Annotated in this window: 18 protein-coding genes; 5 read left to right on the top strand and 13 right to left on the bottom strand. The window is 58.3% G+C overall.

The features are described 5' to 3' along the window. Nucleotides 1-40 precede the first annotated feature (40 nt). Nucleotides 41-439: a hypothetical protein gene (locus QWU00_RS00855; protein WP_035381708.1), complete on the top strand. Its 399-nt coding sequence runs from the start codon at nt 41-43 to the stop codon at nt 437-439. A gap of 182 nt (nt 440-621) precedes the next feature. On the opposite strand, the gene gltA is transcribed toward QWU00_RS00855, so the two are convergent. The 4 genes from gltA to QWU00_RS00835 all read right to left on the bottom strand — a co-directional run bounded on the left by gltA (nt 622) and on the right by QWU00_RS00835 (nt 3,722). Beyond that, nucleotides 622-1,932, bottom strand: coding sequence for a citrate synthase (gene gltA / locus QWU00_RS00850; protein ID WP_006558971.1), 1,311 nt, complete (start codon nt 1,930-1,932; stop codon nt 622-624). Nucleotides 1,933-2,082: 150 nt separating this feature from the next. After that, nucleotides 2,083-2,610 (bottom strand): SixA phosphatase family protein, encoded by a 528-nt coding sequence (locus QWU00_RS00845; RefSeq protein ID WP_035381709.1) that lies wholly within the window; start codon nt 2,608-2,610, stop codon nt 2,083-2,085. Continuing rightward, nucleotides 2,607-2,924 carry a chorismate mutase gene (locus tag QWU00_RS00840; protein ID WP_006558973.1) on the bottom strand — a complete coding sequence of 106 codons (318 nt, stop codon included), beginning with the start codon at nt 2,922-2,924 and terminating at the stop codon, nt 2,607-2,609. Before QWU00_RS00840 ends, QWU00_RS00845 begins: the two co-directional genes overlap by 4 nt. Before the next feature lie 69 nt (nt 2,925-2,993). Further along, nucleotides 2,994-3,722, bottom strand: coding sequence for a metallophosphoesterase (locus QWU00_RS00835; RefSeq protein ID WP_035381710.1), 729 nt, complete (start codon nt 3,720-3,722; stop codon nt 2,994-2,996). Nucleotides 3,723-4,008: 286 nt separating this feature from the next. Between QWU00_RS00835 and QWU00_RS00830 the strand changes: the two genes are divergently transcribed. Continuing rightward, the gene (locus QWU00_RS00830; RefSeq protein ID WP_035381715.1) at nt 4,009-5,526 is read left to right on the top strand and encodes an acetyl-CoA hydrolase/transferase family protein; all 1,518 of its coding nucleotides are present in this window, start codon (nt 4,009-4,011) and stop codon (nt 5,524-5,526) included. 483 nt (nt 5,527-6,009) lie between these two features. Here the strand turns inward: QWU00_RS00830 and QWU00_RS00825 are convergent, their stop codons facing one another. The 8 genes from QWU00_RS00825 to QWU00_RS00790 all read right to left on the bottom strand — a co-directional run bounded on the left by QWU00_RS00825 (nt 6,010) and on the right by QWU00_RS00790 (nt 17,279). After that, on the bottom strand, nt 6,010-6,768 hold the full coding sequence (locus QWU00_RS00825) for a hypothetical protein (RefSeq protein ID WP_035381718.1): 759 nt from the start codon (nt 6,766-6,768) through the stop codon (nt 6,010-6,012). Continuing rightward, on the bottom strand, nt 6,755-11,308 hold the full coding sequence (locus tag QWU00_RS00820) for an AAA family ATPase (RefSeq protein WP_035381719.1): 4,554 nt from the start codon (nt 11,306-11,308) through the stop codon (nt 6,755-6,757). Before QWU00_RS00820 ends, QWU00_RS00825 begins: the two co-directional genes overlap by 14 nt. Nucleotides 11,309-11,349: 41 nt before the next feature. Next, nucleotides 11,350-11,973, bottom strand: coding sequence for a thioredoxin domain-containing protein (locus QWU00_RS00815; protein WP_035381997.1), 624 nt, complete (start codon nt 11,971-11,973; stop codon nt 11,350-11,352). A gap of 84 nt (nt 11,974-12,057) precedes the next feature. Next, nucleotides 12,058-12,990, bottom strand: a complete 933-nt coding sequence (locus QWU00_RS00810) for a hemolysin family protein (RefSeq protein WP_035381724.1) — start codon at nt 12,988-12,990, stop codon at nt 12,058-12,060. Beyond that, a complete protein-coding gene (gene ybeY / locus QWU00_RS00805; protein ID WP_035381726.1) occupies nt 12,987-13,526 on the bottom strand; it encodes an rRNA maturation RNase YbeY in 540 nt (179 codons plus the stop codon). The genes QWU00_RS00810 and ybeY overlap by 4 nt, the downstream gene beginning before the upstream one ends. Continuing rightward, entirely contained in the window at nt 13,510-14,619 is a 1,110-nt protein-coding gene (locus QWU00_RS00800; RefSeq protein ID WP_166443771.1) for a PhoH family protein, read from the bottom strand. Before QWU00_RS00800 ends, ybeY begins: the two co-directional genes overlap by 17 nt. Next, complete coding sequence (gene miaB / locus QWU00_RS00795) at nt 14,616-16,037, bottom strand: tRNA (N6-isopentenyl adenosine(37)-C2)-methylthiotransferase MiaB (protein WP_035381727.1); 1,422 nt, start codon at nt 16,035-16,037, stop codon at nt 14,616-14,618. Before miaB ends, QWU00_RS00800 begins: the two co-directional genes overlap by 4 nt. Nucleotides 16,038-16,199: 162 nt before the next feature. After that, nucleotides 16,200-17,279, bottom strand: a complete 1,080-nt coding sequence (locus tag QWU00_RS00790; protein ID WP_035381729.1) for a lysophospholipid acyltransferase family protein — start codon at nt 17,277-17,279, stop codon at nt 16,200-16,202. A gap of 295 nt (nt 17,280-17,574) precedes the next feature. Here QWU00_RS00790 and QWU00_RS00785 point away from each other — a divergent pair, with 295 nt between their 5' ends. Together QWU00_RS00785 and QWU00_RS00780 are read left to right on the top strand one after the other, a co-directional pair. After that, complete coding sequence (locus QWU00_RS00785) at nt 17,575-19,500, top strand: autotransporter assembly complex protein TamA (protein WP_035382000.1); 1,926 nt, start codon at nt 17,575-17,577, stop codon at nt 19,498-19,500. After that, nucleotides 19,500-23,891 (top strand): translocation/assembly module TamB domain-containing protein, encoded by a 4,392-nt coding sequence (locus tag QWU00_RS00780; RefSeq protein ID WP_052051494.1) that lies wholly within the window; start codon nt 19,500-19,502, stop codon nt 23,889-23,891. Before QWU00_RS00785 ends, QWU00_RS00780 begins: the two co-directional genes overlap by 1 nt. Before the next feature lie 432 nt (nt 23,892-24,323). Here QWU00_RS00780 and QWU00_RS00775 read toward each other — a convergent pair whose 3' ends face one another. Continuing rightward, on the bottom strand, nt 24,324-25,130 hold the full coding sequence (locus QWU00_RS00775) for an exodeoxyribonuclease III (protein ID WP_035381731.1): 807 nt from the start codon (nt 25,128-25,130) through the stop codon (nt 24,324-24,326). Nucleotides 25,131-25,323: 193 nt separating this feature from the next. Between QWU00_RS00775 and QWU00_RS00770 the strand changes: the two genes are divergently transcribed. Then, the gene (locus QWU00_RS00770; protein ID WP_052051512.1) at nt 25,324-26,406 is read left to right on the top strand and encodes a dipeptidase; all 1,083 of its coding nucleotides are present in this window, start codon (nt 25,324-25,326) and stop codon (nt 26,404-26,406) included. The last annotated feature ends 242 nt before the right edge of the window (nt 26,407-26,648 follow it).

Below are 26,648 nucleotides of genomic sequence, written 5' to 3'. Positions count from 1 at the left end.
CGGGTATTCCGGTCTGGCTTTTTGTTTGTTTAGAGGCATCATGACACAGCATGATACATCCTCCCTGACAGGATTATGGCAGGGGCAGTTCACGTATCCGCGCGGGTATGCAGCAGAATTTTTCACGGCTTCTCTACTCGATCAAGCAGGCATGCTGTCTGGTGCCATTACGGAAAAGGCGACTGAAACAACGCCTGACCATTCCATTCTTTATGCTGTGCTGAGCGGTCATCATACAGGGCGGCAGGTTGTGTTTGTGAAGACTTATGAAGGCACAGTCCGCGCGCATGACGTGCATTACAGCGGCACGGTCAATGACGATGCGACGGAAATCAGTGGAACATGGTCCATATCGGGTAACTGGTCTGGCCAGTTTCTGATGATTCGGGAAGGACAGGCCACGCAGGACGAGGCGCTTCTGGTGGAAGCCGAAATCTGAAAGCTGCGTCTGTTCATCAGACAGAAATGCTGAGGAAAGTCTGTTCGCTTAAGAAGAAACAATTGCTTCCAGATGGCGCATTAGAAACGAGAGGGCGCGCTAGAAACGCTGGCTGACTCGTTTTGAGAACGTCTGGAGAGGAAAGCCGGGGAAGGCAGAAAAACCTTCCCCGAAGCTGGTGATTACCGCTTGTCGAACGGAACAAAATCCCGCTTTGCGGAACCAGTGTAAAGCTGGCGGGGGCGGCTGATGCGCTGGCCAGGTTCTTCGATCATTTCTTTCCACTGGCTGACCCAGCCGGTGGTGCGGGCCACAGCGAACAGCACGGTAAACATGCTGGTGGGAATGCCCATGGCTTTCAGAATGATGCCTGAATAGAAATCCACATTCGGATACAGCTTCCGCTGCACGAAGTACTCATCATTGATGGCGATTTTTTCAAGCTCGATCGCCAGATCCAGCAGCGGATCATCCTTGATGCCCAGTTCGGTCAGCACTTCATGGCATGTCTGCTGCATAATCTTGGCGCGCGGATCAAAGTTCTTGTACACGCGGTGGCCAAAGCCCATCAGCTTTACGCCGCTGGATTTGTCTTTCACTTTGGCAATGAAATCAGGAATATTTTCCTTCTTGCCAATGGCAGCCAGCATTTTCAGAACGGCTTCGTTCGCGCCACCATGAGCAGGTCCCCAAAGGGCGGCAATGCCAGCGGCAATACATGCGAACGGATTGGCGCCCGTGGACCCTGCCAGACGAACGGTAGAGGTCGAGGCGTTCTGCTCATGATCCGCATGCAGGATCAGGATACGGTTCATGGCGCGAGCCAGAACAGGGTTGATCTTGTATGGCTCTGAAACGCGCGCGAACATCATGGAGAGGAAGTTTTCGGCGTAGTTCAGGTCATTCCGCGGGTAGATGAAGGCTTCACCCTGCGTATATTTGTAAGCCCATGCGGCAATGGTCGGGATCTTGGCAATCAACCGCATGGCGGCCAGATCGCGGTTGGCCTGAACCGCGATGTCATTGGCGTCCGGGTAGAATGCAGACAGCGCCCCAACGGTGCCGCACAGAATGGCCATGGGGTGAGCATCACGCCGGAAACCATTGAAGAAATTGCGGATCTGCTCATGGAGCAGCGTATGGTTTGTCAGGGTGTGCGTGAATTTCTTGTATTCAGCATCACTCGGCAGTTCGCCATTCAGCAGAAGGTAAATGACTTCTTCGTAAGATGCCTGTTCTGCCAGTTGGGCGATCGGATAACCCCGATGCAGAAGGACACCATTATCCCCATCAATAAAGGTGATCTTGCTGTTGCAGGATGCTGTTTCACCGTATCCGGGATCAAAGGTGAAAACGCCCAGCTGAGCCGGAAGCTTGCGAATATCGACAACATCCGGCCCCAGGGTGCCGGAAAGAACAGGGAATTCGGCAGTTTTTCCACCCAGCGAAAGGCTGGCGGTGTTCTGCTTACCTTCGTTCTGCGACGCGCTCATGATGTTTCCTTCTGCATTTAGGGACCGCAGCCCTGTTGCGGCCTGCTGTTTGAGTGTTGTCTCCGATCCCGTGAGAAACAGGAAGAAGTGTGCCGATAAACCGCGCGTTATCTTGGGAGCTCTCCGCCGGAAAACCGCTGTTTTTCCGCGCTAGGGTCGCGCGAATGTGTCCAAAGTCAGGCTTTGTCCGTCACATTGCGCCCAGTTTGGTGTGTCGGTTCCTGTGTCTGACCCCCACATACTGAAGACTGCGAGAGACGCAGTTGCGAATCCCTGATCAAGTGCAATGGCCTGTTGATCCAGCAGGCGGGCCAATGCGGAGATGCCCGGATTATGGCCGATCAGAAGAACGGTGCGTGCCTGAACTGGTGCGGTACGAATCTGGGCAAGCAGTGCTTCTGGTGGCGCTTCATAAATTTCGGGGCAGAAGCGGGTAGGGAAAGCAGGAGGCTGCTGAAAGGGAAGTAGCCCTTCCAGAGTCTGCCGGGTGCGAACGGAGGGGCTGCACAGTACAAGGTCTGGCGAGAGCGTATGCTGCCGCAGCCAGGCACCGCATCTTTGGGCGGCGGCGCGGCCTGCTGCCGTCAGGGGGCGGGCGAGATCAGCCGTTTCACTGAAGTCACCTGCAGGGGGCGGGGCTGCCTCCGCATGCCTTAGCAGCAGCAGGCGGCGTGTCATGTGTTTGCCGAGTCTGAAGACTGTCTGGCAATCGCTTCATGATGCCGGATGACTTCGTGAATAATGAAGTTCAGGAATTTTTCAGCAAAATCCGGGTCCAGATGAGCTTCTTCTGCAAGGGTACGCAGCCGTGCGATCTGCCGGCTTTCACGCGCGGGGTCAGCAGGCGGCATGCCATAGCGGGCCTTGAGGGCTCCAACAGCTTTTGTGCAACGAAAACGCTCTGCCAGTATGGCAACAAGGGCTGCGTCAATATTGTCAATGCTGCGGCGGAGGTCCTGAAGAGCATCTGCGGGAGAAGTCTGGTCTGTCACGGTGGTATGGTATCTCTTGGTTGAAGGTCAAAGAGGCCGGGTTTCAGCGCTTTTTTATACGGCTCCAGTTCAGTTTTCCATCGAAACCGGTGGCAGGTCCAGCCATGCAAGATGGCCGCCTTTGCCGGCTCCGGTATCTGTAAAGATGGCTTGCCCCCCTGCGCGGCCGGGAATGGTAAGGGGGCACCCATTGGTGGAGCGTTGATCATGCCCACAGTAAACAGTGTAACCACCGGGAATATGGTTGACCCAGTTCAGGCACCGTTCGGGGTAGCCATCTTTCTGCATGCGGTTGGTGGTTTCACCGAACAACGCGCGTGAGAGCAGGAATGTCACCCGTTCCAACGGTGGTGGCGGTGGTTCCATAAGCATGCGGACATCAAAGGCACCATGTACAAAAATCTTGCGGTCCAGCACCAGCCATGCGGGGGCTGATTCCAGGCAGGAGAGTGCGGCACGGGCAATATCGGCATTTTCGGGCAGGGCAAGCTGTGAGAGCGTTGCCTCAAGCGGCGGGTCCGGCCGCACTTTACGGCCCAGCAGCGCCCGCCCCAGCTTGCGGTCATGATTCCCGATGAGAAACAGGCCACGCTTCTGTTGCATGACCTCCATCATCAGTCGCAGAACACCTGCGCTGTCTGGCCCGTAATCGACAAGATCTCCCAACTGGATGATGAAACGTTCTGTGGCGACGGCGTGTCGGAAAGCGTCAAGATCACCGTGCACATCTCCTACAACGCGGAGTCCTTTCCGCATTGCTTTTTTCACGTTTTCGTCAAGGAAGAAGCCTTTGTCCATCCGCGTTTGTCCACCATTCCTTCCTTCCATGTAGGCTTCACTAGTCTGGACAGGGAAGGGGATGGCGATATTTTTTTGCATTCGGCTTTTTGTGCACAAGCATGTGACACGCCAGAGAGAAGTTTTTCTGCCTAGGTTACGCCATTACCCGGCGCCGGGACGGTGTCGGTGGGAAAAAGGCTGGATATAGAGGGCGGTAGCTGCATGCCCACATGCAGTATATGTGTCCCCTTTCTTCGTTCGGCCTTTTTTCAGAACAGTAAGAACAGGAACAGGAAAGCCTCTCATGACAGAGCGCATTCGTAATGCCTCCCTGCGCAGCAAGGTCCGCCCGGCAGAAGCCGCAGCAGAACTGATTCGTCCGGGCGATGTGGTTGGTACCAGCGGTTTTACCGGGGCTGGTTACCCCAAGGCGGTGCCGGAAGCACTGGCCCAGTTGATGGAAACAGCGCACGGCAAGGGAGAAGATTATCGTATCAGCCTGATTACCGGCGCTTCAACCGGCCCGCAGCTTGATGGCGCGCTGGCCAAGGTGAATGGCGTTTATTTCCGCTCACCCTTCAATACGGATGCCGGCATGCGCAACCGTATCAACGCGGGTGAGACAGATTATTTTGATAACCATCTGGGGCAGGTTGCTGGCCGGGCCATACAGGGCAACTACGGCAAGTTTGATGTTGCCGTGGTGGAAGCCACTGCCATTACGGAAGATGGCGGCATTGTGCCAACATCTTCTGTTGGTAACTCCCAGACATTTCTCGATATTGCCGAGAAGGTCATCATCGAAGTCAATGAATGGCAGCATCCGGGTCTGGAAGGCATTCATGACATCTGGGATGGCAATATCAGCGGGATTCCGCCGCGTGACATCATCCCCCTGACCAAAGCTGATGGGCGCATTGGTGGCCACTCCCTGAAAGTGGACCCCAACAAGATCGTGGCGATTGTGCGCTCCAATGATCGGGACCGGAATGCGCCGTTTGCCGCGCCGGATGATACAGCAAAGGCTATTGCCAAGCATCTGCTTGATTTCTTTGAGCATGAAGTCAAACAGGGCCGCCTGCCACCGTCCCTGCTGCCGCTTCAGTCCGGTGTGGGCAACGTGGCTAACGCGGTGCTGGACGGGCTGAACGAAGGGCCGTTTGAAAATCTGGTTGGGTACAGCGAGGTCATTCAGGATGGCATGCTGTCCATGCTGGATTCCGGCAAGATGCGTATTGCCTCGGCCACGTCTTTCTCACTGAGCCCGGATGCTGCCGAAGAAATCAACAACCGGATGGATTTCTTCCGCAACAAGATCATTCTGCGCCAGCAGGACGTGAGCAACAGCCCCGGCGTGATTCGTCGTCTTGGCTGTATTGCCATGAACGGCATGATTGAAGCGGATATTTACGGCAACGTGAACTCCACCCGCGTGATGGGGTCCAAGATGATGAACGGGATCGGCGGCTCAGGCGACTTTGCCCGTAGTTCCTATCTGTCCATCTTCCTGTCTCCGTCCACGGCCAAGGGCGGCAAGATTTCCGCCATTGTGCCGATGGCCGCGCATGTTGACCATATCATGCAGGACACCCAGATTTTTGTGACCGAACAGGGGCTGGCTGATCTGCGTGGACTGTCTCCGGTCAAGCGCGCGCAGGAGATTATCTCCAAATGTGCGCATCCTGATTATAAGCCGATGCTTCAGGATTATCTGGACCGTGCGCTGAAAGACTCGTTTGGTAAGCATACGCCGCATCTGCTTGATGAAGCGCTGGCATGGCATCAGCGTTTTGTTGAAACGGGTAGCATGCTCAAAGCCTGATCTGGCTTTTTTGCAGACAGAAAAAGGCCGGGCGCAGAGGGGAAACCTCTGTTGCCCGGCCTTTTGTTATTTCACCACGAAAGTAGGTATCAGCGTTGGGTACAAGGCCGCGCCTTGATCAGGGCGTTCCGAGTGCTTCGAAAAGCTGGAGGTAACGGCTCAGCAGGATGCTTTATGGCTGAAAAGGCGTTTTGCTGCCTGAGACGGTAGCGTAGGACAATAAAGACAACAGCGCTCAGGTAAAAAAGACTACCCGATTGAGCGGGGTACCTTTGAAACTGTTGTTTTAGAGTCAGAATCCGCGTGGAAAAGCATGACAGTGCGTTCTGGCGAGAGTTTTGTCTCGATGACCGCCATTTTTGGGTATGTGGCCTACGGATTAGACCGGCATACCCATGCTCATGTTCCAAACTTTCCCCATCGGTACCTGGTGTCGGCTTTCAAAACAGATGCAGCACACAGCGAAGGGAGGGGAGAGGCCGGTTAGTTGTGTAGCGTCAGGTCTTGTGTGAGTTGCGCTGGCTGCTTTGTCACCACGATATCAACTGGGCGTTCCGAGAGAAACTGAGAAGCCGAGAAAGAGGGGGTGGCAGGATTTTCCGTGATGATCGCTTCGGCATCACGATGCACCAAGGTAAAGAGGCCCGGTGACGCCGTGGGAGAGAGATAGGCTGCGTACGGATGGTGTCTAGCCAGCTTATGCGCTGCGTAGGCATCCCGTGTGGAGTTGATGGGAATAGCCACCATCATGGCCGAATCTGCCTGTAGAGCAGCTTCAATACCGTCATGATTGGGAGCCACCAGCACCACGCGATCACGCATTCTGGCTTTGCGGACCAGCTTTGCCACATCTACCGGGTTGGTATCGTTCAGATCGAGCATCAACAGAGTATGTGCCCGGCGGGAAGAAGCCAGAACATCGCTCAACTGATTGGAGCCTGGCACCACAATGACGCGGCCATCATCCTGCGTGGCAAGCGCCAAGCGGATCATGGCTGGGGAGGTTGCGCCGCTGAGTAGCCCGGTAGAGGCCGGAGTCATGCTCAGCCCGGTGCCCGGTGTGCAGATAACAAGCCCATGATGAATACGGGCCATCAGCCCATAGGCTTTTGAGTGATGGAGTGCCAACCCGAACCCGGTCAGCGCACAGACGCCAATAGCCAGCGCGGCCTTGCCCAGGCATCGTTTGAGTGGGTTCCCCTCAAGTTTAGGGGCGTCCACCGTCATTTCAGGATGAGACATGTGTGGTTTCCCTGTCTTGCTGGCCAGCCATAGCCGCCGCACGCGCAAGATCAACAGACAGTACGCGGCTCACCCCACGTTCCTGCATGGTCACGCCAAACAGATGGTCCATATGGGCCATTGTCAATTGATGATGTGTCACAACCAGAAAGCGAGTCCCTGCTTCTGTTACCATGTCACCAAGTAGAGCACTGAAGCGCCCGACATTGGCATCGTCAAGAGGTGCATCAACTTCGTCGAGGACGCAAACGGGGGCTGGGTTACAGCGAAAGACGGCAAAAATCAATGAAAGAGCGGTTAAAGCTTGTTCACCCCCGGAAAGCAGGGAGAGTGTTGCCAGCTTCTTACCTGGGGGCTGCGCGTAGATTTCCAAGCCTGCTTCAAGCGGATCATCACTGCCAACCAGTCCCAGATGCGCACGGCCACCGCCAAACATGCGTGAAAAGAGCGACTGAAAATGGTGATCGACCTGTGTGAAAACGGCCATTAACCGCTCTCTACCTTCTTTGTTGAGCGCGCCGATAGACCCGCGCAGGCGGGCAATAGCCGCTTCAAGGTCTGCAATTTCAGCAGCTAAGGTATTCGCTTGGGTGGAGGCTTCTTCCGCTTCAATTTCCGCGCGCAGGTTGACTGGCCCCATATCGTCCCGCTCCCGAGTCAGCCGGGCGATCTTGCGCCGCAGGGAGGTTTCAGCGGCTTCTGTCAGGTCCCCCATCGGGGGGCGGGGTGGGGCAGGCGTTTCCGTTAGCAACTGGTCCAGAATGGCTTGGGCCTGTTCGCTCTTGGCCTCGGCTTTCAGGAGGTTTTCGCGTGCGGTAGTCAGTTCGCCTTCGGTCTTGCGGCGTTGCTCGTTGGCCGCGGCAAGGGCGGCTTCTGCATCCGCGCGGGCTTTATCAGCCGCGGCATACTGTTCTTCAGCTTCGGTCAGCGCCCGCAACGTCTCTTTTTTCTGGCGTTCGGCTTCTGCTGGCAGTTCAGAAACGGTCTGGTGTTCTGATTGGGCTGTTTCAAGGCGCAGGCGGGCGTGATCCAGATCCGTACGGGCTGTGGCGGCGCGGGTGGTCCATTCTTCAATGCCAGCGGCCAGAGTGGTCTGACGGGTGGCGAGTGTGGCTTTTTCAGCCAGCAGCTCAGCACGTAAGTCGCGTATCTGTTCAAGCTGGGTGGCCAGCGTGGTTTTTTGGTCCTGAAGCTGGGTGACTTCGGCATCCGCATTTTCCGGCACGGAGGCAGAGGCCTCGTCCAGCGCGGTGGTCGCACGGGCCAACAGATCTTCCCGCTCAGCTTTTTCTGCTGTGAGTTCCTGAAGGCGCGGCGTCAGCGCTTCCAGACGGGAGCGAAGTTCCAGTGCTTGCTGTTGCAGTTGCTGGTGCGCAATACTGGCTTCCTGTGCCGCTTTTTCAGCAGCGGCGGCATCCTGCTCTGCTTTACGGAAAGCGGCTTCCGCTTCTGTCTGATGGGTCTGCGCTGCGCGCAGGGCGTCTTCAAACTGTTTGTTGGCTGCCCCCGCACTTACGCGGGCTTCCAGTTCAGCCAGTGTGTTTTCTTCCGTCGCTACGTTCTGTCGCAGACGTTCCCGTTCAGGCAGCAGGGTTTCCATGCGGGCATTGGCCGCCGCCTGCTGATTTTCGGCTCGGGTAAGGGCATCGTTGGCGGTACGCAGGGCCTGTTCGGCGGCTTTGAGGGCCGAGCGGGCTTTTTGCTCGGCATTCTGTGCCGTGGTGTCCTGCTGCCGTGCGTCTTCCAGTGCAGCGCGGAGCGATTCGGCGGAGGGCAGAGCTTCGCTTGCGGCTTGGGCGGCAGCGAGAGCGGTTTCTGCATCCGTGCGGGCACCAGCCGCGCGTTCCTGCTGGGGGCGCAAGCCATCCAGCCGTGCACGGGACGCAGCATGGCGGCGTTCAATATCCGCTTCCTGCGCGCGGGCCTGTTGCAGTGCCTGCTCCAGCCGGGCCCGCTGGGTGCGGTATTCTGCGACCTGCCGTTCCACAGTCTGCACTGCTTCCACTGCCGCTTTGGCTGCCTGTTCGACGATAGGCGCATCCTGTTCCAGAAGAGTGATGCGCTGCTCTGTCTCTTTTAGAATACGGCGCTGGCCGAGGCGTCGCGTTGCGGCATCCGGCTCGCCTGCGCGCGTATAGAACCCGTCCCACCGCCATAGATCACCCTTGAGTGAGACAAGACTCTGCCCGGGCAGAAGCAAAGCCTGATACGCTGCGCCATCAATTCCATCAGGCAACAGGCCGATAAAACCGAGAAGCCTGTCCAGCACCGCCGGAGCCTTGATATGTGTTTTAAGCGGCGTGGCATTGCCGGGCAGTGTGGGGGCGGTACCTTCCGCGCCTGTCAGCAGATGCCAGCCGCGTGGTTGGTTATCAGCGGCGGGTGCATCCAGTCCCTCTGCCAGCGCAGCGGCCAGAGCGGCTTCGTACCCTTCTGGCACATCAATCTGGGCAGAGACGGGCTCAGCACTCGTTGTCTCATCCTGACCAAGAGCCTGTGCCAGACCATCCGCCTGCGCCTTTAGCCGCGTGAGTTCCGTGCGCAGCGTATCATGGTTACGGAAGGCTTCGGTCTGCGCTGCTTTCAGGTCCGTAAGGTGCGTATCGGCCTGTGTGAGTGCCGTGCCGACTTTCTGAAGATCCTCCTCCAGCGCACCGCGTTTTTGCTGGGCTTCCAGCAAAACTGTGTCCGGCAACGCCTCCTTCATGGCCTGTTCAAGGCCACGGGTGAGGGCTTCTTCTTCCTGTCTGGCGCGTTGCAGGGCGGTTTCTGCCGTGCGCCGGGCTTCCGTTACACTTTTACGTTGTGCTTCATCCGCCTGAAAGCGACGGCTGGCGTCCGTCAGGGCCGCGCTGGTTGTGCGGCGTGCCGATTCACTTTCTTCAAGAGTGCGGGCAGCAGCCTGATGGGTCTGGCTGGCGTGGGCTGCCTGATCGCGCAAGGTCTGAAGTGCGGAGTCGGCCAGCAAAGCGGCCTGTGTATCTGCATGCCGCTTTTCAAGGTTTGCCAGATCATTGCGCAATGCCTGAAGGCGGCTTCGCGCACGGTCCAGCGTCTTGCTGGTTTCGGCCTGTGTCTGCCGGGCATTTTCCGCATCATTGCGGGCGATCGAGAGCGCCACGCTGGCCTGAGACCGCGTGCGTTCAGCCTCTTCCAGTGCCGTCCGCGCATCCGCCTGTGCCTTGGTCGCGGCTTCCAGCGCGGAGGCGGCTGTTGCCCGTTCCTCTTCGGACGGCATGCGGGTTTGCAGGCTGTCCAGTTCGGTCTGAAGCGCTGTTACGGCCTCGCAGGTGCGGGCATGTAGCGCCTTGGCTGTTTCAAGTTCTTCCGTAGCCCGGTCTCGCCGGGTGCGGGCGGCGGTCAGGGTTTCTGTCAGTCGGGTCAGGGTCTGTTCAGCCTGGGCCAGATCTGCGGTGAGCTGTGCCTGCTGTGCCTCGGCTTCCGCCATACGCGTGGGCAGGGAGGTTATGGCAGCCTGTGCTTCTGCCTGTTCTGTTTGCAGGCGTTCCAGCGTGGCGGCGGCATCGTCCGCACGGGTCTGCGCGGCAGCAAAATCGGCTTCGTGCTGGTTCAGGCGTTCTGTGGCAGCCTGTGCCTGTGCCGTGGCGCGCTGTTCTTCTCGCGCCATACCTTCAGCCGTGACGCGACACCGTTCCAGAAGCGTGCGGGCCGTATCGGCTTTTTCCCGAATGGCGGGAAGCGCCTGATTGGCTTCAAATTCAACAATAACCGCTGTTTCGGCAGCTTCTTCATGCTCGGTCAGCGCGGTGCGGGCGCGGGCGGCCAGGTCAATGGCGCGTTCTACCGCCAGACGGGCGCGGGCGTGCAGCACGGCCAGCAATTCTGTCTCCGCTTCACGCAGGGCGGATGCAAGTTCCCGGTAGCGGCTTGCTTCTTTCGATTGTTCGGCCAGACCATCCAGCCGGGTAGAAAGCTGCTGCCGAAGATCTTCTGCGCGCGTCAGATTATTTTCAGTTGCCCGCAGCTTGAGTTCGGCTTCGTGCCGACGGGCATGCAGGCCGGTGATTCCGGCGGCTTCTTCCAGAATGGTGCGGCGCTCTTCCGGGCGGGCCCCCACCAGCATGGCCACACGGCCCTGACTGACCATGGCGGAAGATCGTGCGCCGGAGGCGAGATCGGCAAACAGGGTTTGCACATCACGTGCACGCACGGGTTTGCCGTTGATACGGTAATCACTGCCGGAGCCACGTTCGGCCCGGCGGCTGATTTGGAGTTCATCAAGGTCCGTAAAAGCGGCAGGCCCAAGGCCTTTTGTACCTTCAAGCGTTACAGTGACTTCTGCCAGAGACCGGGCAGCCCGGCCCGTTGTGCCAGCAAAAATCAGGTCATCCAGTTCTCCACCACGCAGGGAGCGTGCGGAGGATTCCCCCATGACCCATCGTAGAGCTTCCACAACGTTGGATTTTCCGCAGCCGTTTGGCCCCACAATACCGGTGAGACCGGGCAGGATTTCCACCGTTATGGGATCAGCAAAGCTCTTGAAACCGGCAATCCGCAGACGAACAAAACGGACGGTCATTTAAGAACGGGCCTGCACGAACACGTGTGCCGTGCGGATGCTCAGCTTGCGTCCGTCACGTTCTTGGCAAAGGTTTCATAGTCCATATCGTTTGAAACCTGAATTTTGTTGTTGAAGCGGAAGGTGGGGGTGGAATCAAAATGATATTTGTCCTGTGCTTCCGTCTGCTGAGCCAGGATGAACTGCATCAGCTGCTGGTCTGCCACCGTTTTATCAAACGTTTCGCCCGGCATGCCGGCAAAGGCCGCCATTTTCTTCAGCGCTTCAAGCGGGCTGCCGTTCTGTACGTAGGCCCAGCGGTCAAGGCTGGACAGCAGGGAGACGGCAAAAGCTTCATACCGTTCTGGCGGCAAGGTGCGAGCCACCATGGCGGCAACGGTTGCAAGCTGATCGGTGGGGAAATCATGGAACACGTAGCGGATCTTGCCCGTGTCGATCAGGTTCTTCTTCACCAGCGGGAAGGTGTTTTCTGCAAAATGGGCGCAGTGAATGCAGGTGAGGGAGAACCATTCCTCCACCACGATCTTGGCTTTGGGGTCACCCAGTTCACGGGGGGTTATCCGGGTGTCCGTGGTTGTGCCCTGAGCGCGCGCCAGACCGCCAGTTGCACCTGCAACGAGTGCGGTACCTGCTGTGACAAGAAGTGAGCGGCGAGAAAAGGCCATGGAAATCCGGGCTCCGTGAACTAGTTGGGACTGATCCAGAAAAATAGGCATGACGGCAGAACCATGCTGCCGTCAACCCGTTCTTTATTCTTGCGCTGTGTTCTGGCCGTTGCCAGCGGGCTTTTCCGGCGCATTTGGCAGCTTGCGCAGCCTTACACGGCGGATATGGCGGGCGTCCGCATCAAGAACGCGGAAGACATAGCCGTTCTCGTGCGTCAGAACTTCGCCGCGAGTGGGCACATGCCCTGCCATACGGAACACGAGGCCGCCAATGGTTTCGATCTCGGCTTCTTTTTCCGAGGGCGTAAGAATCGGGCCAATCTGGCGTTCAAACTCTTCCACCGGGCAGCGGGCGTCCACATCAAATGACCCATCGGGCCGTTCCACAATCAAGGTAGCGGCGGGCTCGTCATGCTCGTCCGAAATGTCGCCCACAATGGTTTCAATCAGGTCTTCAATGGTCACCAGACCATCAATGCCGCCATATTCATCAATCACCAGCGCCATATGGGTCTGGCGCTGGCGCATTTGCAGCATCAGGTCCAGCACGGGGATCTGTGGCGCAACCATAAGGGGCTGGCGCAGCAGGGCTTCCAGATTGAAGGCTTCACTGGTGCCCACATAGGCGATCAGATCCTTCACATGGATCATGCCCACAATATCATCCAACTGGTCCCGATAGACGGGCATGCGGGAATGGTTTTCCCGCCGCATCATGGCCAGTGCATCGTCCAGACTGATGGAGACGGACATGGCCACAATATCAGGGCGCGGGACCATCACATCATCTGCTGATATGTTGCGTAGGCGCAGAATGTTGGCAATCAGCGCTCGTTCCTGACGATCCAGTTCCGGCTTTTCGCCATCTGCTGTTTCTTCTTCAGATTCGTCGGCAGCCTGTTGCACAAGGGCGGCAATGGAACTGCGCAGGCCGGGGGCATTCTTCTTGCGGCTGAAGAAGGAAAACAGCCCCCCACGGCTCTGCGGGCTTTCTTGCGTGGTGTCGTGTTCGCTCATGATCGCGGCTTCCACGGGTTGGGAACACCCAGCCGGGAGAGCAGACGGGATTCCAGCATTTCCATTTCTCGCGCTTCCCCCGCGTGGTGGTGATCATAGCCTGCCAGATGGAGGCTTCCATGCACGATCAGGTGCGCAAGATGGTGGCTTACCGGGCGGCCAGCCTTCTGGGCTTCCCGCACCACCGTTTCCAGCGCAAGGATGATGTCTCCTCCCGGAATGCCGGGTGGAGGTTCAAAAGTCAGCACATTTGTGGGGCGGTATTTGCCGCGATGTTCGCCATTCAGCCGTTTGACAACACGGTCCGTGGATAACACCACGCTGCCGGGCTGCCTTCCGTAATCCGTGCAGGCGGCAAGCGCACGCCAGACCAGTTTTTCGGGGGCGGCGACATAACTGCGCCAGCGCCTGTCCTCAACAAGGACTTCAGGCGCCTCTTCAAAGGCGGAGGAGGGGAAAGACTCTGCAAAAACAGGGCTTTCCCCATAAGTCACGTCCTGAGCCTGAACGTGACTACTGCTACTTGGCGGTTCCATTGTTCTCCTGACGGCCCTTATTGCGGGAGGTCTCCCTGTTAGCCGTCGCTTTTGCATCATACGCTTCAACAATGCGGGCGACCAGTCTGTGTCGCACAACATCTGCTGCTTCAAAGCGAGATATGGTGACACCCCGCACGTGCGCCAGTGTTTCAATGGCGTCTTTCAGGCCGGAGGTGGTGCCGGAAGGCAGGTCAATCTGGGTAAGATCGCCCGTTACCACCATGCGGGAGCCTGGCCCAAGACGGGTGAGGAACATCTTCATCTGCGCGATGGTGGTGTTCTGCGCTTCATCCAGAATAACAAAGGCGTGGGAGAGAGTGCGACCGCGCATGAAGGCGAGGGGGGCGACCTCAATGTCACCCGCTGCCATGCGCCGCATGACCTGATCGCCCGGCAGCATATCGTGCAGAGCGTCATAAAGCGGGCGCAGATACGGGTCGATCTTGTCTTTCATATCTCCAGGCAGAAAGCCAAGACGTTCACCAGCCTCTACCGCAGGCCGGGAGAGAATGATGCGATCGACCGAGCCAGCCTGAAGCATGGCCACAGCCTGCGCAACGGCCAGATAGGTTTTGCCTGTTCCCGCCGGGCCGATGCCAAACACCAGTTCCTTGTTGGCAAGCGCCTTCATGTAGGTGGCCTGCCCGGCGGAGCGGGGTTCGATCACCCCATGCCGCATTTTAAGGGCTGGCAGCCCTTCAGTGGGGAGGAATGCAGGGGCAATGGTTTCTGTATCGGATGGCCGCATAGGAGATTGCCTTATGGTTTCATGCAGGCGGGTCATGCGGATAACCGCATCTATTGCGCTAACGTCTACAGCACCACCGGAGGCGAGTTTCTGATACAGGGTGCTGAGCGTTGTGCGGGCCAATGCTGTGTGGGGTGCGGCCCCTTTTATGGAGATTCGGTTGCCGCGCCGTGCCACCTGCACATCCAGCCCTTCTTCCAGATGCCGCAGGTGGCGGTCATGATCTCCCACCAGTCTGGCCAGTAGCGTGTTGTCTTCAAACAACAGCGTTAGCGGTTTTTCCGGGTCACCAGAGCCGGAAACAGGGGGCGGGGCTGAAAGGGGCTGGTGCGTTGTGTTCAAGCGTACACGGTCTCCTCTACCAAAGTGCCCCCCAGTGAATTGGTCAGGCGCTCAGTAATTCTGACAGGCAGTTCCTGACCGATCAGATGACGCGGGCCAGAAATATGAACGGGCTGGAGCCAGGGGGAACGCCCTGTAATCTGGCCCGGTTTGCGGCCTTCCCCTGTAAAGAGCACGGGAACGGTCTGCCCCACCAAGGCAGCGTTAAAGGCATCCTGCTGCTGGCGGAGCAGGGCCTGAAGCGCCTGCAGGCGAGCGTCCTTCACATCCTCCGGCACCTGAAGAGGGGCTCCTGCGGCAGGCGTGCCTGGACGAGGGGAGTATTTGAAAGAATAAGCCTGCGCGAACGTAATATCCCGCACCAGTTGCATGGTGGCTTCAAAATCTTCATCCGTTTCACCCGGATGACCGACAATGAAGTCTGAGGAAAGGGCCAGATCAGGCCGTAACTCACGCAGCTTACGCACAATGTCCCGATACTCGTCAGCCGTGTGGCCACGGTTCATGGCCCGCAGGATGCGGTCAGAGCCGGACTGCACTGGCAGATGCAGGAACGGCATAAGCGCAGGTAAATCGCGATGGGCGTTGATCAGGGCGTCATCCATATCACGCGGGTGCGAAGTGCTGTACCGAATACGCGAGAGGCCGGGAATGGTTGCCAGCGCGTTTGCAAGCTGTGCCAGCCCCCAGACGGAACCATCCGGGCCTTCCCCATGATAGGCGTTCACGTTCTGGCCCAGCAGGCTGATTTCCTTCACGCCGCTTTCCGCCATCCGGCGGGCTTCGGCCAGAACGGAGGCCACGGAGCGGCTGCTTTCGGCGCCCCGGGTGTAAGGCACCACGCAGAAGGAGCAGAATTTGTCACACCCCTCCTGAATGGTGAGGAACGCAGTGTAGTTGCCCGGTGTCTGCGGTGCGGCTGCATCTGGCAGGAAGTCAAACTTCTGTTCTGCCGGGAAATCGGTATCAATGACCGCACCGCCAGCACGGGCGGCTCGGGCCACCATTTCCGGCAGGCGATGGTAGGTCTGCGGGCCGAGCACGATATCCACGTAAGGGGCACGGGTCAGAATTTCCTGCCCTTCGGCCTGTGCCACGCAGCCAGCCACGGCAATAATGGTCTGCGCGCCTTCTTCCTTGCGGGCTTCCTTGATTTTGCGCAGACGGCCAAGCTCGGAAAATACCTTTTCCGCCGCTTTGTCACGGATGTGGCAGGTATTGAGGATAATCATGTCCGCAGCTTCAGGCGCGTCCACGGATTGGTAACCCAGCGGGCGCAGCACGTCGCTCATGCGGGCGCTGTCATACACATTCATCTGGCAGCCCCATGTGATGACATGCAGGCCGCGGCGAGAGGGAGACAGGGCGGTGGTCGATCCAGTCATGACAACAGGGGCTCCGGCGTGCCGCAGGCCCATTCCATACGGCAGGGGGAGGAAATCAGGCGGACAGCGTCCGAGGTCAAGCCTCTTTTCTCACATCAAGGATATCCGTGCCAGAGTTCTGTGTTCTGAAACCGACAGGAGAGACCTCCTTCCGCAGGGTATTCCTGCATGTGGAGCAGCCGTTTTTTCGTCTGCTCAGTGCCTGTTTCTGTATGAAGCAAAACTGGAGGCCACTCTGTCAAGCTGACGTTTGAGAAATCCTGTTTTATTGCACGGAAGCTCGGCAGGATCACAGCGACCGGGTTGCGTGCTGCCTTCTTCATTCTGGCGGAGTTCTGCTGCGCCATTGGCCACAGCGTGCCACGCGGCCTGAGCCAGAGCCTTGCGGCTGGGGAACAGTTCCGGGTCTAGCGGTTCGTGCAGGATCACGCTGGCCTGAAGGGATTTCCACTGCACCATCTGCCAGAGGTGCGGGCCGAGATCCATGTCTCCATACCATGCAAACACGGGCCGACGCAGGCGCTGGACGGGTAAGCCCTCCAGCCTGTCATACACCACGGACACGGGCTGGATAATGGGTGTCATGCCCGGTTCATACGTGATGGGCAGGAGTGATTTGTCCATGCCATCACGCAGTTTGGGCAGTTTGGCGATGGCAAAGAAGGCGGACATGAAGGGTAGCACGCGTGAGCCATCAGATGATGTGCCCTCTGGGAACAGCACCAGATTGTCACCCTCCACCATGCGACGAATCATCTGATCGCGTTCGCGGCCTGTTGTGCTGCGCTGGCGGCTGACAAAAATGGTACGCCCGATTTTGGAGACCAGCCCCATGATGGGCCAGTTTTCAATGTCGCCTTTGGCAACAAAGACGGAAGGCAGAATCGTCCCCAGAATGGGCACATCCAGCCATGAAGAATGGTTGGAGATGTAAATGACGGGTCGCTCACCCCTTTTGCGGGCGCGTAGGCCGCCAACCGTGCCCGCCCGTTTGCCCACTACCCGGATACGCACACCCAGCAGTTTGCACAGCACGCCCCAGATGACACGCGTCCATCTGATTTTTGCCGTGCCCGGAACAAGAAGCAGGCACGCTTCAAACCCGACTGAAAGCGGCACCCAGAACACGATCCCGCCCAGACGCAGGCTGCCACGGATATTGGCAGAGAGCGTGCAGAGCCGCTCCGCCCAGACAGGAAGGGGCGAAAGGGCGGCGGGATCGGTAGGGCCGGAAGGAGCAGAAGAGCGCTTTGGCGCAGGGCGAGCGCGGGTCATGTTCTTGCCCCTGCCACAGGGTGGCAGGTTTTGCTCAGGCAACAGGAATGAAAAACCATGCGGCTTTCATAACGCGAACTTGTGGAGGTGGACAATCGTGCTTCGCATTCTGGAGCGGAGATGGCACAAAGGCGAAAAGACCCATTCTGTTGGACTGTGCTGTGCGACTGACCGTATTTTCGTCATGGTGATACGGCATGGAGCAATGCAGACCTTGAAAAAACACAGATGAGAAAGTGGCGGCAACGGTGCAACGGCAGGCGGAAAGAAACGGGTGAGGATGAGCGGTAGAGGCATCCTGAACGGACTCGTGCTGACGGCGAATCGTGTGGTTGTTGGTTTTTCCCTGTGGGGTGTGGCGGCGGGAGGCTGGTCTTGGGCAGCGGAAACGCAGGCTTATGTGACCAACCTGAAGCCCACCGGGCAGGCTGATCTGGATACGGCGCTGAAATCATCTTCTGATCTGCTGGGCCTTCAGGGGACGCATGCCGTGGGGCCTTTTGCCTTGGCCGGGCGCGTGCGCAATGAGTATGACCGCCTGAAATCCGCGCTGGAAAGCTATGGGTATTACGAAGGAACGGTAAAAATCACCCTTCACCGCGCCAAGGACAAAGACGCAGTGGTGATGGATGGCCAGTCTCCGGCACTTTCCAACTGGATTGAATCGGTTCCCGCCAATGAGAAGGTGACTGCCGATATCTCGGTAGAAAAAGGCCCTCTTTACCATCTGGGCTCGGTCAAGCTGGTTGACGAAAAAACCAATGGTCCGGCGGAGCTGACACCTGAGCAGAAAGCCGCGTTCACCCTGAAAACAGGGGATGCGGCCGAAGCGGAGACGGTGCTGGGGGCCGGAGGCACGCTGCTGGATGCCCTGCGGGAAGATGGCCATGCGCTGGCGCAGGTGGACAAGCCGCAGGCCTATTTGCGCCCGCAAACCCGCACGCTGGATGTTGTGTATCCTGTCTCACCCGGGCCAGTGTTGAATGTGGGCCGGATTGATGTGTCTGGCCTCAAACGGGTGCGGGAGCCTTTTGTAAGGCGACAACTGACGCTGAAAGAAGGCCAGCTTTACCAGCCATCCAAAATTGATGCAGCCCGACAGGATCTGACCTCTCTGGGCGTGTTTTCCAACGTGGCGGTCAAGGATGGGGCAACACAGCCAGTAAACGGCACCATGCCGCTTGATTTTACATTTCAGGAAGCCAAGCGCCGTTCTGTTGGGGCGGAAGCAGGGTATTCAACAGATCTGGGGGTGCGTGGCGGCGTGACATGGACCCACTACAATCTGCTGGGCAATGCGGAACGGCTGAAGCTGACGGCACTGGTTACCGGTCTGGGTGGGTCTGCCCAGCAGGGGCTGGGGTATGATGTGTATGCAGATTTCTTCAAACCCGGTTTTTATAGTCGCAAGCAGAATCTGAGCGTGCGTGTTGAGGCCTTGCGGCAGTTGTTCTGGTCCTACCGGCAGACGGCTTTTCTGGTGCGCGCCGGGATTACGCGCCAGATTGACCGCTACTGGAATGTCAATTTCGGGGTGGCCGGAGAGCAGGAGCAGATTGAACAGTTTGGCGTGACGCGTGATTACACCATCGGTTCTCTGCCTCTGGGCGCGACCTTTGATAATACGGAAGTTGGGAACCCCATTGAACCTGCCACTCATGGTGTGCGTGCCAACGTGAATATTTCGCCTTCCATCTCCTTGGGGAGCAAGGGGAGTGGCACGTCTTTCTTCACGATCATGAATGCGTCTGCCTCGTATTATTTTGACCTCAAACATCTGGGGATCAGCAAGCCGGGGCGCAGTATTCTGGCTATTCGCGGGACCATTGGCAGTATTCAGGGCGCTGGAACCTACGATATTCCACCAGACCAGCGCATGTACGCGGGTGGCAGCGCCACCGTGCGCGGGTATCGCTGGCAGGGCGTGGGGCCGCAATATGGCCGTACCCGCTACGCTATCGGCGGTACTTCGCTGGATGCAGGCACGGTTGAATACCGGCAGAGGCTGTTCAAGAGTTTTGGTATGGCCGGGTTTGTGGATGCCGGGCAGGTGGGCAGCAGCAGTTCTCCCTTTACAGGCACTCTGCGCGTGGGTGCGGGCGGTGGCGTTCGGTACTACACGCCTATTGGCCCGGTGCGCGTGGATGTGGCGGTTCCGCTCAACCGTCCGCATCGTGGGGACAAGTGGGACCTTTATATCGGGCTGGGAGAAACGTTCTGATGGCGGGGCAGGATGGGGATATGCCCGCACCGCCGCGCCGCAGCGCTTTGCGGCGTGCAGGGCGCATTGCCGGGCTGACAGTTGGCGTTCTGGCTGGCGTGGCAGGTCTGGCGGTTGGGGTTATTCTGGTTGGCGCCAATACCGGGCCGGGTCGACGGTTGCTGATGCAGCAGACAACTTCCCTCACCGGGGGGATGGTGGCGCTTTCCGGGCTTTCAGGCCGGTTTCCTGATAATTTCCATCTGGATTCCATTGCGCTGCGCGATAAGCAGGGCGTGTGGCTGTCGCTGAAGAATATTGACCTTAACTGGTCTCCTTTAAGTCTGGTTGGGCGTACGGCCCGCATTTACGCGATCAAGGCGGATCAGCTGGATATCCCGCGTCTGCCGGTGTCTGACACACAGGCAGCCCCGGCCAAGCCATCCACCAGTAAATCCAGTCTGGGGTTGGGGATCGATATTCAGGATCTTGCCGTGCGGCGGATCAACGTGGGCGCCCCACTGGCGGGAACCGCAGCCAGTTTCTCGCTGGCAGGGCACGGGCGGTTATCGTCCATTGATCCGGTGCTGAATGGGCTGACGCTGCCATCCTTGCCCAGATCGGACATTGCGCTGAGTGTGAAGCGGCTTGATGCAGAGGGGCAGATTGATCTGGCCACCACTACGGGCGGCGGCAAGCTGGGCCTGCATCTGGACGCCAAGGAAGGAAAAGATGGCTTTGCAGCCACCAAACTGCAGATGCCGCAACTGACCCCGCTTGCGCTCTCTCTGGATATCAAAGGGCCAACAAACGCTGCGGTTCTGGCGTTTTCTGCCGGAGCAGGGCCGATTACCGCCAAGGCGGACGGTGTGCTTGATCTGCTGGGTGAAAAACTCGGCAGCCTTAGGGCGCAACTGGATGCGCCCAAGCTGGCCTTGCGTCCTGATCTGGGGTGGGACGCCATTCATCTGGTGACACAGCTAAAAGGCAAGATGAGCCAGCCGGATGGGACCGGCTCCCTCCAGATAGACCGGCTTGTGGCATCTGGCGCGGGAGTCGGCACGTTGAAGGCTGCCTTTACCGGGCAGAGCGGTCACCCCGGCGCAGCGGACCAGATGCATCTGGTTATGACGGCGGATGGTGTGCGGCTTCCGGGTTCCGCCCCCACCTTGCTGGCCAGTGCCCCGGTGCAACTGGATGCTACAATTTCTCCGCAGGCGGATGGCAGGCCGTTGGTACTGGATGTGTCGCACCCGCTGTTGCATTTGACCGGCAATGTGATGACAGCCGCGCCACAGCGCGGCACGCTGGAACTGGCGCTCCCTGATCTGCGTCCTTTCGGGCAGATGGGCAATACGCCCCTGCAAGGGCAGATGGGCATGAAAGCCGCGTTTGATCTTCCTGCCAAAGCGACGGGTGATACGCATGTCAGTGCGGATGGCACCTTGGTTATTACGGGTGGCCAGCCACAGGCAGTCGGGTTGATTGGTCCGAAGGGAACGTTCTCGCTTGTCACAACGCTTCGCCCGTTGGAACCCGGAATGGTGCAGCCGGAAGGGAGTTCGGAAAAAACGGCTCCCAAGAAGGATAATGGCCCGGAACTGGCTGCGCCGCAGAACGGTGTGAAGCCAGCAGCAACGGATCATGGGGCTGGCAAGGTTGCTGTCGAGACGCCTCATAAGCCTGAAACAGACAAAGCCACAGCGAAGGCCGAAAAGGCAGAAAGTTCTGGCGGGCAACAGGTAGATATCACCAAGCTGGCTGTGGACGGGCAGGCGTTGCATCTGGCAGCGCATGGGCGGGTGAATACCGGCCATGATATGGATGTTGCCTCCACCTTGGCGTTGCCGGACCTGAGCAAGGCGCTGCCGTCATTGCGTGGCGGACTGACCCTTGCGCTGAATGCCAAAGGGCTGATGCAGGACTTTGCCGCCACCCTCCATATGGAAGGTGATCCCGGCACTGCCACCATGCCGCGTGGCCCCGTTGTGCTGGATGCCGCATTGACGCATCTTCCCTCTGCGCCCACAGGCACGCTGACGGCAAACGGCTCAGTTGATAAAGCGCCTCTGGTGTTGGATGCGGCCTTTGCGCAGGATGAAAAAGGCGCGCGCCAGCTTGATCTGAAAAAACTCTCCTGGAACAGCCTGCAAGGGGCGGGTGATCTCTCGCTGCCACAGGGTGAGGTTGTGCCGTTAGGGAATTTAACCCTCAAAATCGGGCGGCTGGCAGATTTCAGAAACCTGATTGGTCAGCAGATTGCCGGGGCACTGGCAGCGTCTGTTCAGACCACGCAGGTGGGTGAGAAACCTCAGGTAGCGCTGAAGCTGGACGGCAACGTCTCAACTGCTCAGGCTAAAATCGGGTCTCTGGCGCTGGCGGGCACGGTGCGTGACCCTGCCGCGCATCCAGATGCGGATCTGACGTTGAAGCTGGCCGGTCTCTCTGCTGCGGGTGTTACAGGGCAGGCGCGGGTAACGGCCAAAGGGCCAGACAACGCCATGGCGCTGACAGCGCAGATTGGTCCGGCAAGCTGGTCAGGGAGTCCGTTGTCTCTGGATACGGCGGCATTGCTTAATCTGCCTGCAAAGCAGGTGAAGGTGCAGAAACTGGCGGCAACCGCCAAGGAAGAATCCCTCAAGCTGCTGGCACCCGCACTGGTTTCCTTTGGCGACACAATGGGGGTGGACCGTCTGCGTGCTACTCTCAGCACGCGTGGGGCCGAACCCGCCACCTTGGATGTGGCAGGGCGCATCAAGCCCACACTGTCCGTTACGGCAGATATCCGGCACGTGACGCCTGCTTTGGCGCGTCCATTTGCGCCGGATGTTCATGCGCAGGGTGATCTTTCCCTTCAGGCCAAGGTTGCGGGCAGCATGGATCGGCCGACAGGACAGGTGCATCTGACCGGGCGCGGGTTGAGAATGGATGGCAGCAGTGCAGCAGCCTCCATTCCGGCGTTAAGTGTGGATGCGCAGGCCGATCTGGCCGGGACAGCCGCGAAGGTGAACGTAAAGGCAGCGGCGGGGCCGAAGCTGGCGCTGACTGTGGCTGGCACGGCTCCGCTTTCCAAAACAGGGCCGATCAATCTGCGGTCTGACGGGCATCTTGATCTGGCCATTGCCAATGGGGTGCTGGGTGCGCAGGCGCGGCAGGCCAAAGGCGATGTGCAGCTTGCCATGCAGGTGGCTGGCACCATGGCGTCCCCCAACGTGACGGGCACAGTTGATCTGCATAATGCGGATTTTCAGGATTTTGCTCAGGGCGTTCATTTGGCGGAGATCAATGGCCGGGTTGTCGGCTCGCACGAGAATGTCGTCATCCAGAACCTGACAGCCAAGGCGGGTGAAGGCACGCTCGGCGTTACAGGGTCTGTGGGTGTCATGGCGCCGGGCATGCCGATTGACATGCATATTACGGCCAAGAACGCACGGCCCATTTCCAGCGATCTGCTGACAGCCGTCATGAACGCGGATATCGCCATACGCGGGCAGGTAAGTACCCGTATGGATGTTGTGGGAGGTATATCCCTGCCACGGGTGGAAATTAACATCCCCAACTCCCTGCCGTCTTCCGTGGCGCGTCTTGATGTGGTTCGCCCTGGTGACAAACCGCCGGAACCCAAGGAGGCTACAGCCGACACCAAGGCGGCTGTCATCGGGCTGGACCTGACAGTGACATCGCCGGGTAAATTCTTCGTCCGTGGGCATGGGCTTGATGCCGAAATGGCAGGCAAGCTCAAAGTGAATGGCACAGCGCAGGCACCGCAGGTTACCGGCGGGTTTGACCTGAAGCGCGGCAACTTTGACCTCGCCGGGATCTCTCTTAACTTCACCAAGGGGCGCGTGGCTTTCAACGGGAGTGGTGTGAGCCACAAGCTTGACCCCACTCTGGATTTTGAAGCCGACCGTGTGGTGAATGGTGAGACCGCCATGCTCAAGGTGGGGGGATATGCCAGTGCCCCCAAGATCAGCTTTGTCTCCAACCCGCCGCTACCTCAGGATCAGGTGCTGGCCATGCTGCTGTTTGGCACGGATGCCCACTCCCTTTCTTCCACGCAGATGGTGGAACTGGGAACAGCGCTGGCGACGCTGACTGGCATGACCTCATTTGATCCGATGGGCACATTGCGGAAAACCCTGCATCTGGACCGTCTGGCCATTGGCGGCGGGTCTGGTGTGGGCAACGGTGGAACAACGGTGGAAGCCGGGAAATACGTAATGAAGGGTGTTTATGTGGGAGCCAAGCAGGCAACCTCTGGCTCAGGCACGCAGGCACAGGTGCAGGTGGATCTGACAAAACACCTCAAGCTGAACACCACCGTCGGCACCGGCGGAAACGTAACGGGCTTTACCACGCCGGAAAATGATCCGGGCAGCAGCGTGGGCCTGCTTTGGCAGTACCGTTATTAAGCGAGGCAGTTGCTTGGGAAGCGGAGCAAAACTGGCAGAGACGTTTTATGTCGTGGCTTGATTGCCAGCAGCCCTGTTTTCTTTTTGGAGCCTGTTTCAAAAGTATGGAAATAAAGGCTGCCGCGGCATTTTAGGATAAAAAAGAGGTCTTTCCGCCGCGCGGCAGCGTGTGACGGAGATGGCTAAAGACAACATAGTCAGGCGTGCACAGGAACACGCTCTTTCAACGTCTGACTTTTTAACGCGTCTCGTGAATGACTGCTTGAAAGACCCAGTAGGCGGCGTGGTGGGTCTTTTGGGCTGTTGAATGCGTTTGGCGGTTGAAATTGCGCGAGGTTTCCCTCCCGGCAGATTGGGCCCGTGTCCTTTATATCCGCTTTCTCACCCTCGAAATCCTGCACCAATCCCTATCCGCAGGCGTTCAAGCAATGGCTACAGACTGAAATCGACAATCACAGGCACGTGGTCAGACGGGGTATCCCAGTCTCGGGCTTCACGCACGACGGTCATGCCGGTGAGGTCTGGCACAAGGTCAGGCGTAATCCAGACATGGTCCAGCCTGCGGCCACGGTTGGATTTCTTCCAGTCCCGGTTACGGTAGGACCACCATGTGTACAGCTTCTCGCTGGCAGGGACAAAGTGGCGCATGGCGTCAACAAAACCCACATTCAGCCACGCATTCAGGCGTTCCGTTTCTGGTGGTGTGTGACTGACCACATTCAGAAGCTGCTTGTGACTCCAGACGTCATGCTCCAGTGGGGCAATATTGAAATCCCCAACCAGCACAGTCCGGTCCCGTTTGCGGGTGGTGAACCACTCGGTTACTTCCTCCACAAAGGCGAGCTTGTGGGCAAATTTCGGATTGGTTTCGGGATCAGGAATATCGCCGCCTGCCGGCACGTAAAAATCGTGCAGTTCGACAGGGCCGCTTGGCAGATGCACCTGCGCGCCTATGTGGCGACAGTCTTCCTTGCCATGCCAGTCCGGCAGTTTTTCAAGCGGCGTAATGGGATGGCGCGAGAGGATGGCCACGCCATTGTAGCTCTTCATCCCTTTGTAGTGGAGGTGCTCAAACCCCATGTTCCGCAATGCATCTGCCGGAAAAAGAGGGTCTGGCACTTTGGTTTCCTGCAGGCAGATGATGTCTGGCGCGAGGGTGGCGTCCAGCTTTTCCAGCACTGGCAGGCGGAGACGGAGGGAGTTGATGTTCCAGGTTACAAGTCGCATGCCCAACGGCATTGCGCATCCCGGTTTGCGGGGCAAGTGAAATTCGGCACATAGTAGGGAAGGTGTTTGAAAAGTCTGTCAGGTCTCTCTGGCGTGTATCGTTCCGCGCCAGCCGTTGTGCTGCTGAACTTTCAAACAGTCTTTGGAAACAAAACCGGCAGGGCGTGCGCCTTGCATTTATCGCATATGGGACCATTTCTGCAGCATGACGCTTCCTTCTTCGGCTCCGGTGAGCCAACCTTCCGCTTCTTCTGCTGCGCGTGCGCTTCATAACGCGCTTTTCACGCTGGACAGCCACATTGATATTCCGTGGCCGGATCAGGGTGATGCCTTTGTGGACACGGAAACCCGCAGGGTTGATCTTCCGAAAATGCAGCAGGGCGGCATGTCTGCCGGGTGTTTTGTGGCCTATATCGGGCAGGGGCCGGTGACGGAAAAAGGTCACGCCGAGGCTCAGGCGCAATGTCTGGCCATGCTGGATGCCATCAACCGTATGCAAGGCACGCAGAATGGTGTGACAGCACGCGTCTGCTCGACTGTGGCGGACATGCTTGCAGCGCAGGCAGAGGGCGCGCTGGCGGTGGTGCCTGCCGTGGAAAACGGCTACGCGATGGGAGACGACCCCGCGCTACTGGCACAGTTTCGCGCGAAGGGCGCACGCTACGTTACGCTTACGCATAATGGGCATAATGCGCTGGCCGATGCGGCCGTGCATCGCCCTAGCCTGGGCGACAAGCCGGAGCGGCATGGTGGCCTCTCTGCTGTAGGGCGGGATGCCATCGCCCACATGAACCGGCTGGGGATGCTGGTGGATGTGTCACATTCTGCCAAATCCACTATGTTGCAGGCGGTGCAGGTGTCCGCTGTGCCGGTTGTGGCCAGCCATTCCTGTGTACGCACGCTGTGTGATCATCCGCGCAATCTGGATGATGAGCAGCTTGATGCGTTGAAGGAAAGCGGTGGTGTGATTCAGATCACGGCTATGCCTGCGTTCCTGAAGCCACGGGAAGGGGATGGCCCGCGTACCGCCAATGTTGCGGATTTTGTGGACCATATTGACTATGTGGTGAAGCGCATTGGGCCGGAATATGTGGGGATATCCTCCGATTTTGACGGTGGTGGCGCAATTGAAGGCTGGCAGAACGCCACGCAGGGCGTGAACGTGACAGAAGAATTGCTGCGTCGCGGCTATGACCGCAGCGAGATCGCGGCTTTTTGGGGTGGAAACTTCATGCGGCTGCTGAAGAAGGCGGAAGAGGTTGCGGAACAAAGCGCGATCACTGCGTAAAAACCACGGTGGACAGATTTCTGCACAATTTGTCCACTTCCTCCCTTGACTTCCTTTATTTTCAACAAAATCTCTGAAACGCACGTTTCCTCCTCAAATGTCCTTTTATAAACCCTTTGTAAATCAAGGGTTTGGGTTGTGTGTCTAAAAAATATGCAAAGCGTTGAGGGGGCTGGAAATCTGCGGGTTTCAGGGGCGATGAGCCCGGTACTCCACAAACTTATCCACAGAAACGGTGGATG

Origin of the sequence: Acetobacter tropicalis (assembly GCF_030644465.1) — a bacterium.
In the GTDB taxonomy this organism is placed as follows: domain Bacteria; phylum Pseudomonadota; class Alphaproteobacteria; order Acetobacterales; family Acetobacteraceae; genus Acetobacter; species Acetobacter tropicalis.
Note: the sequence above shows the minus strand (reverse complement) of the source record. Positions and strands in the feature narration are given on the sequence as shown.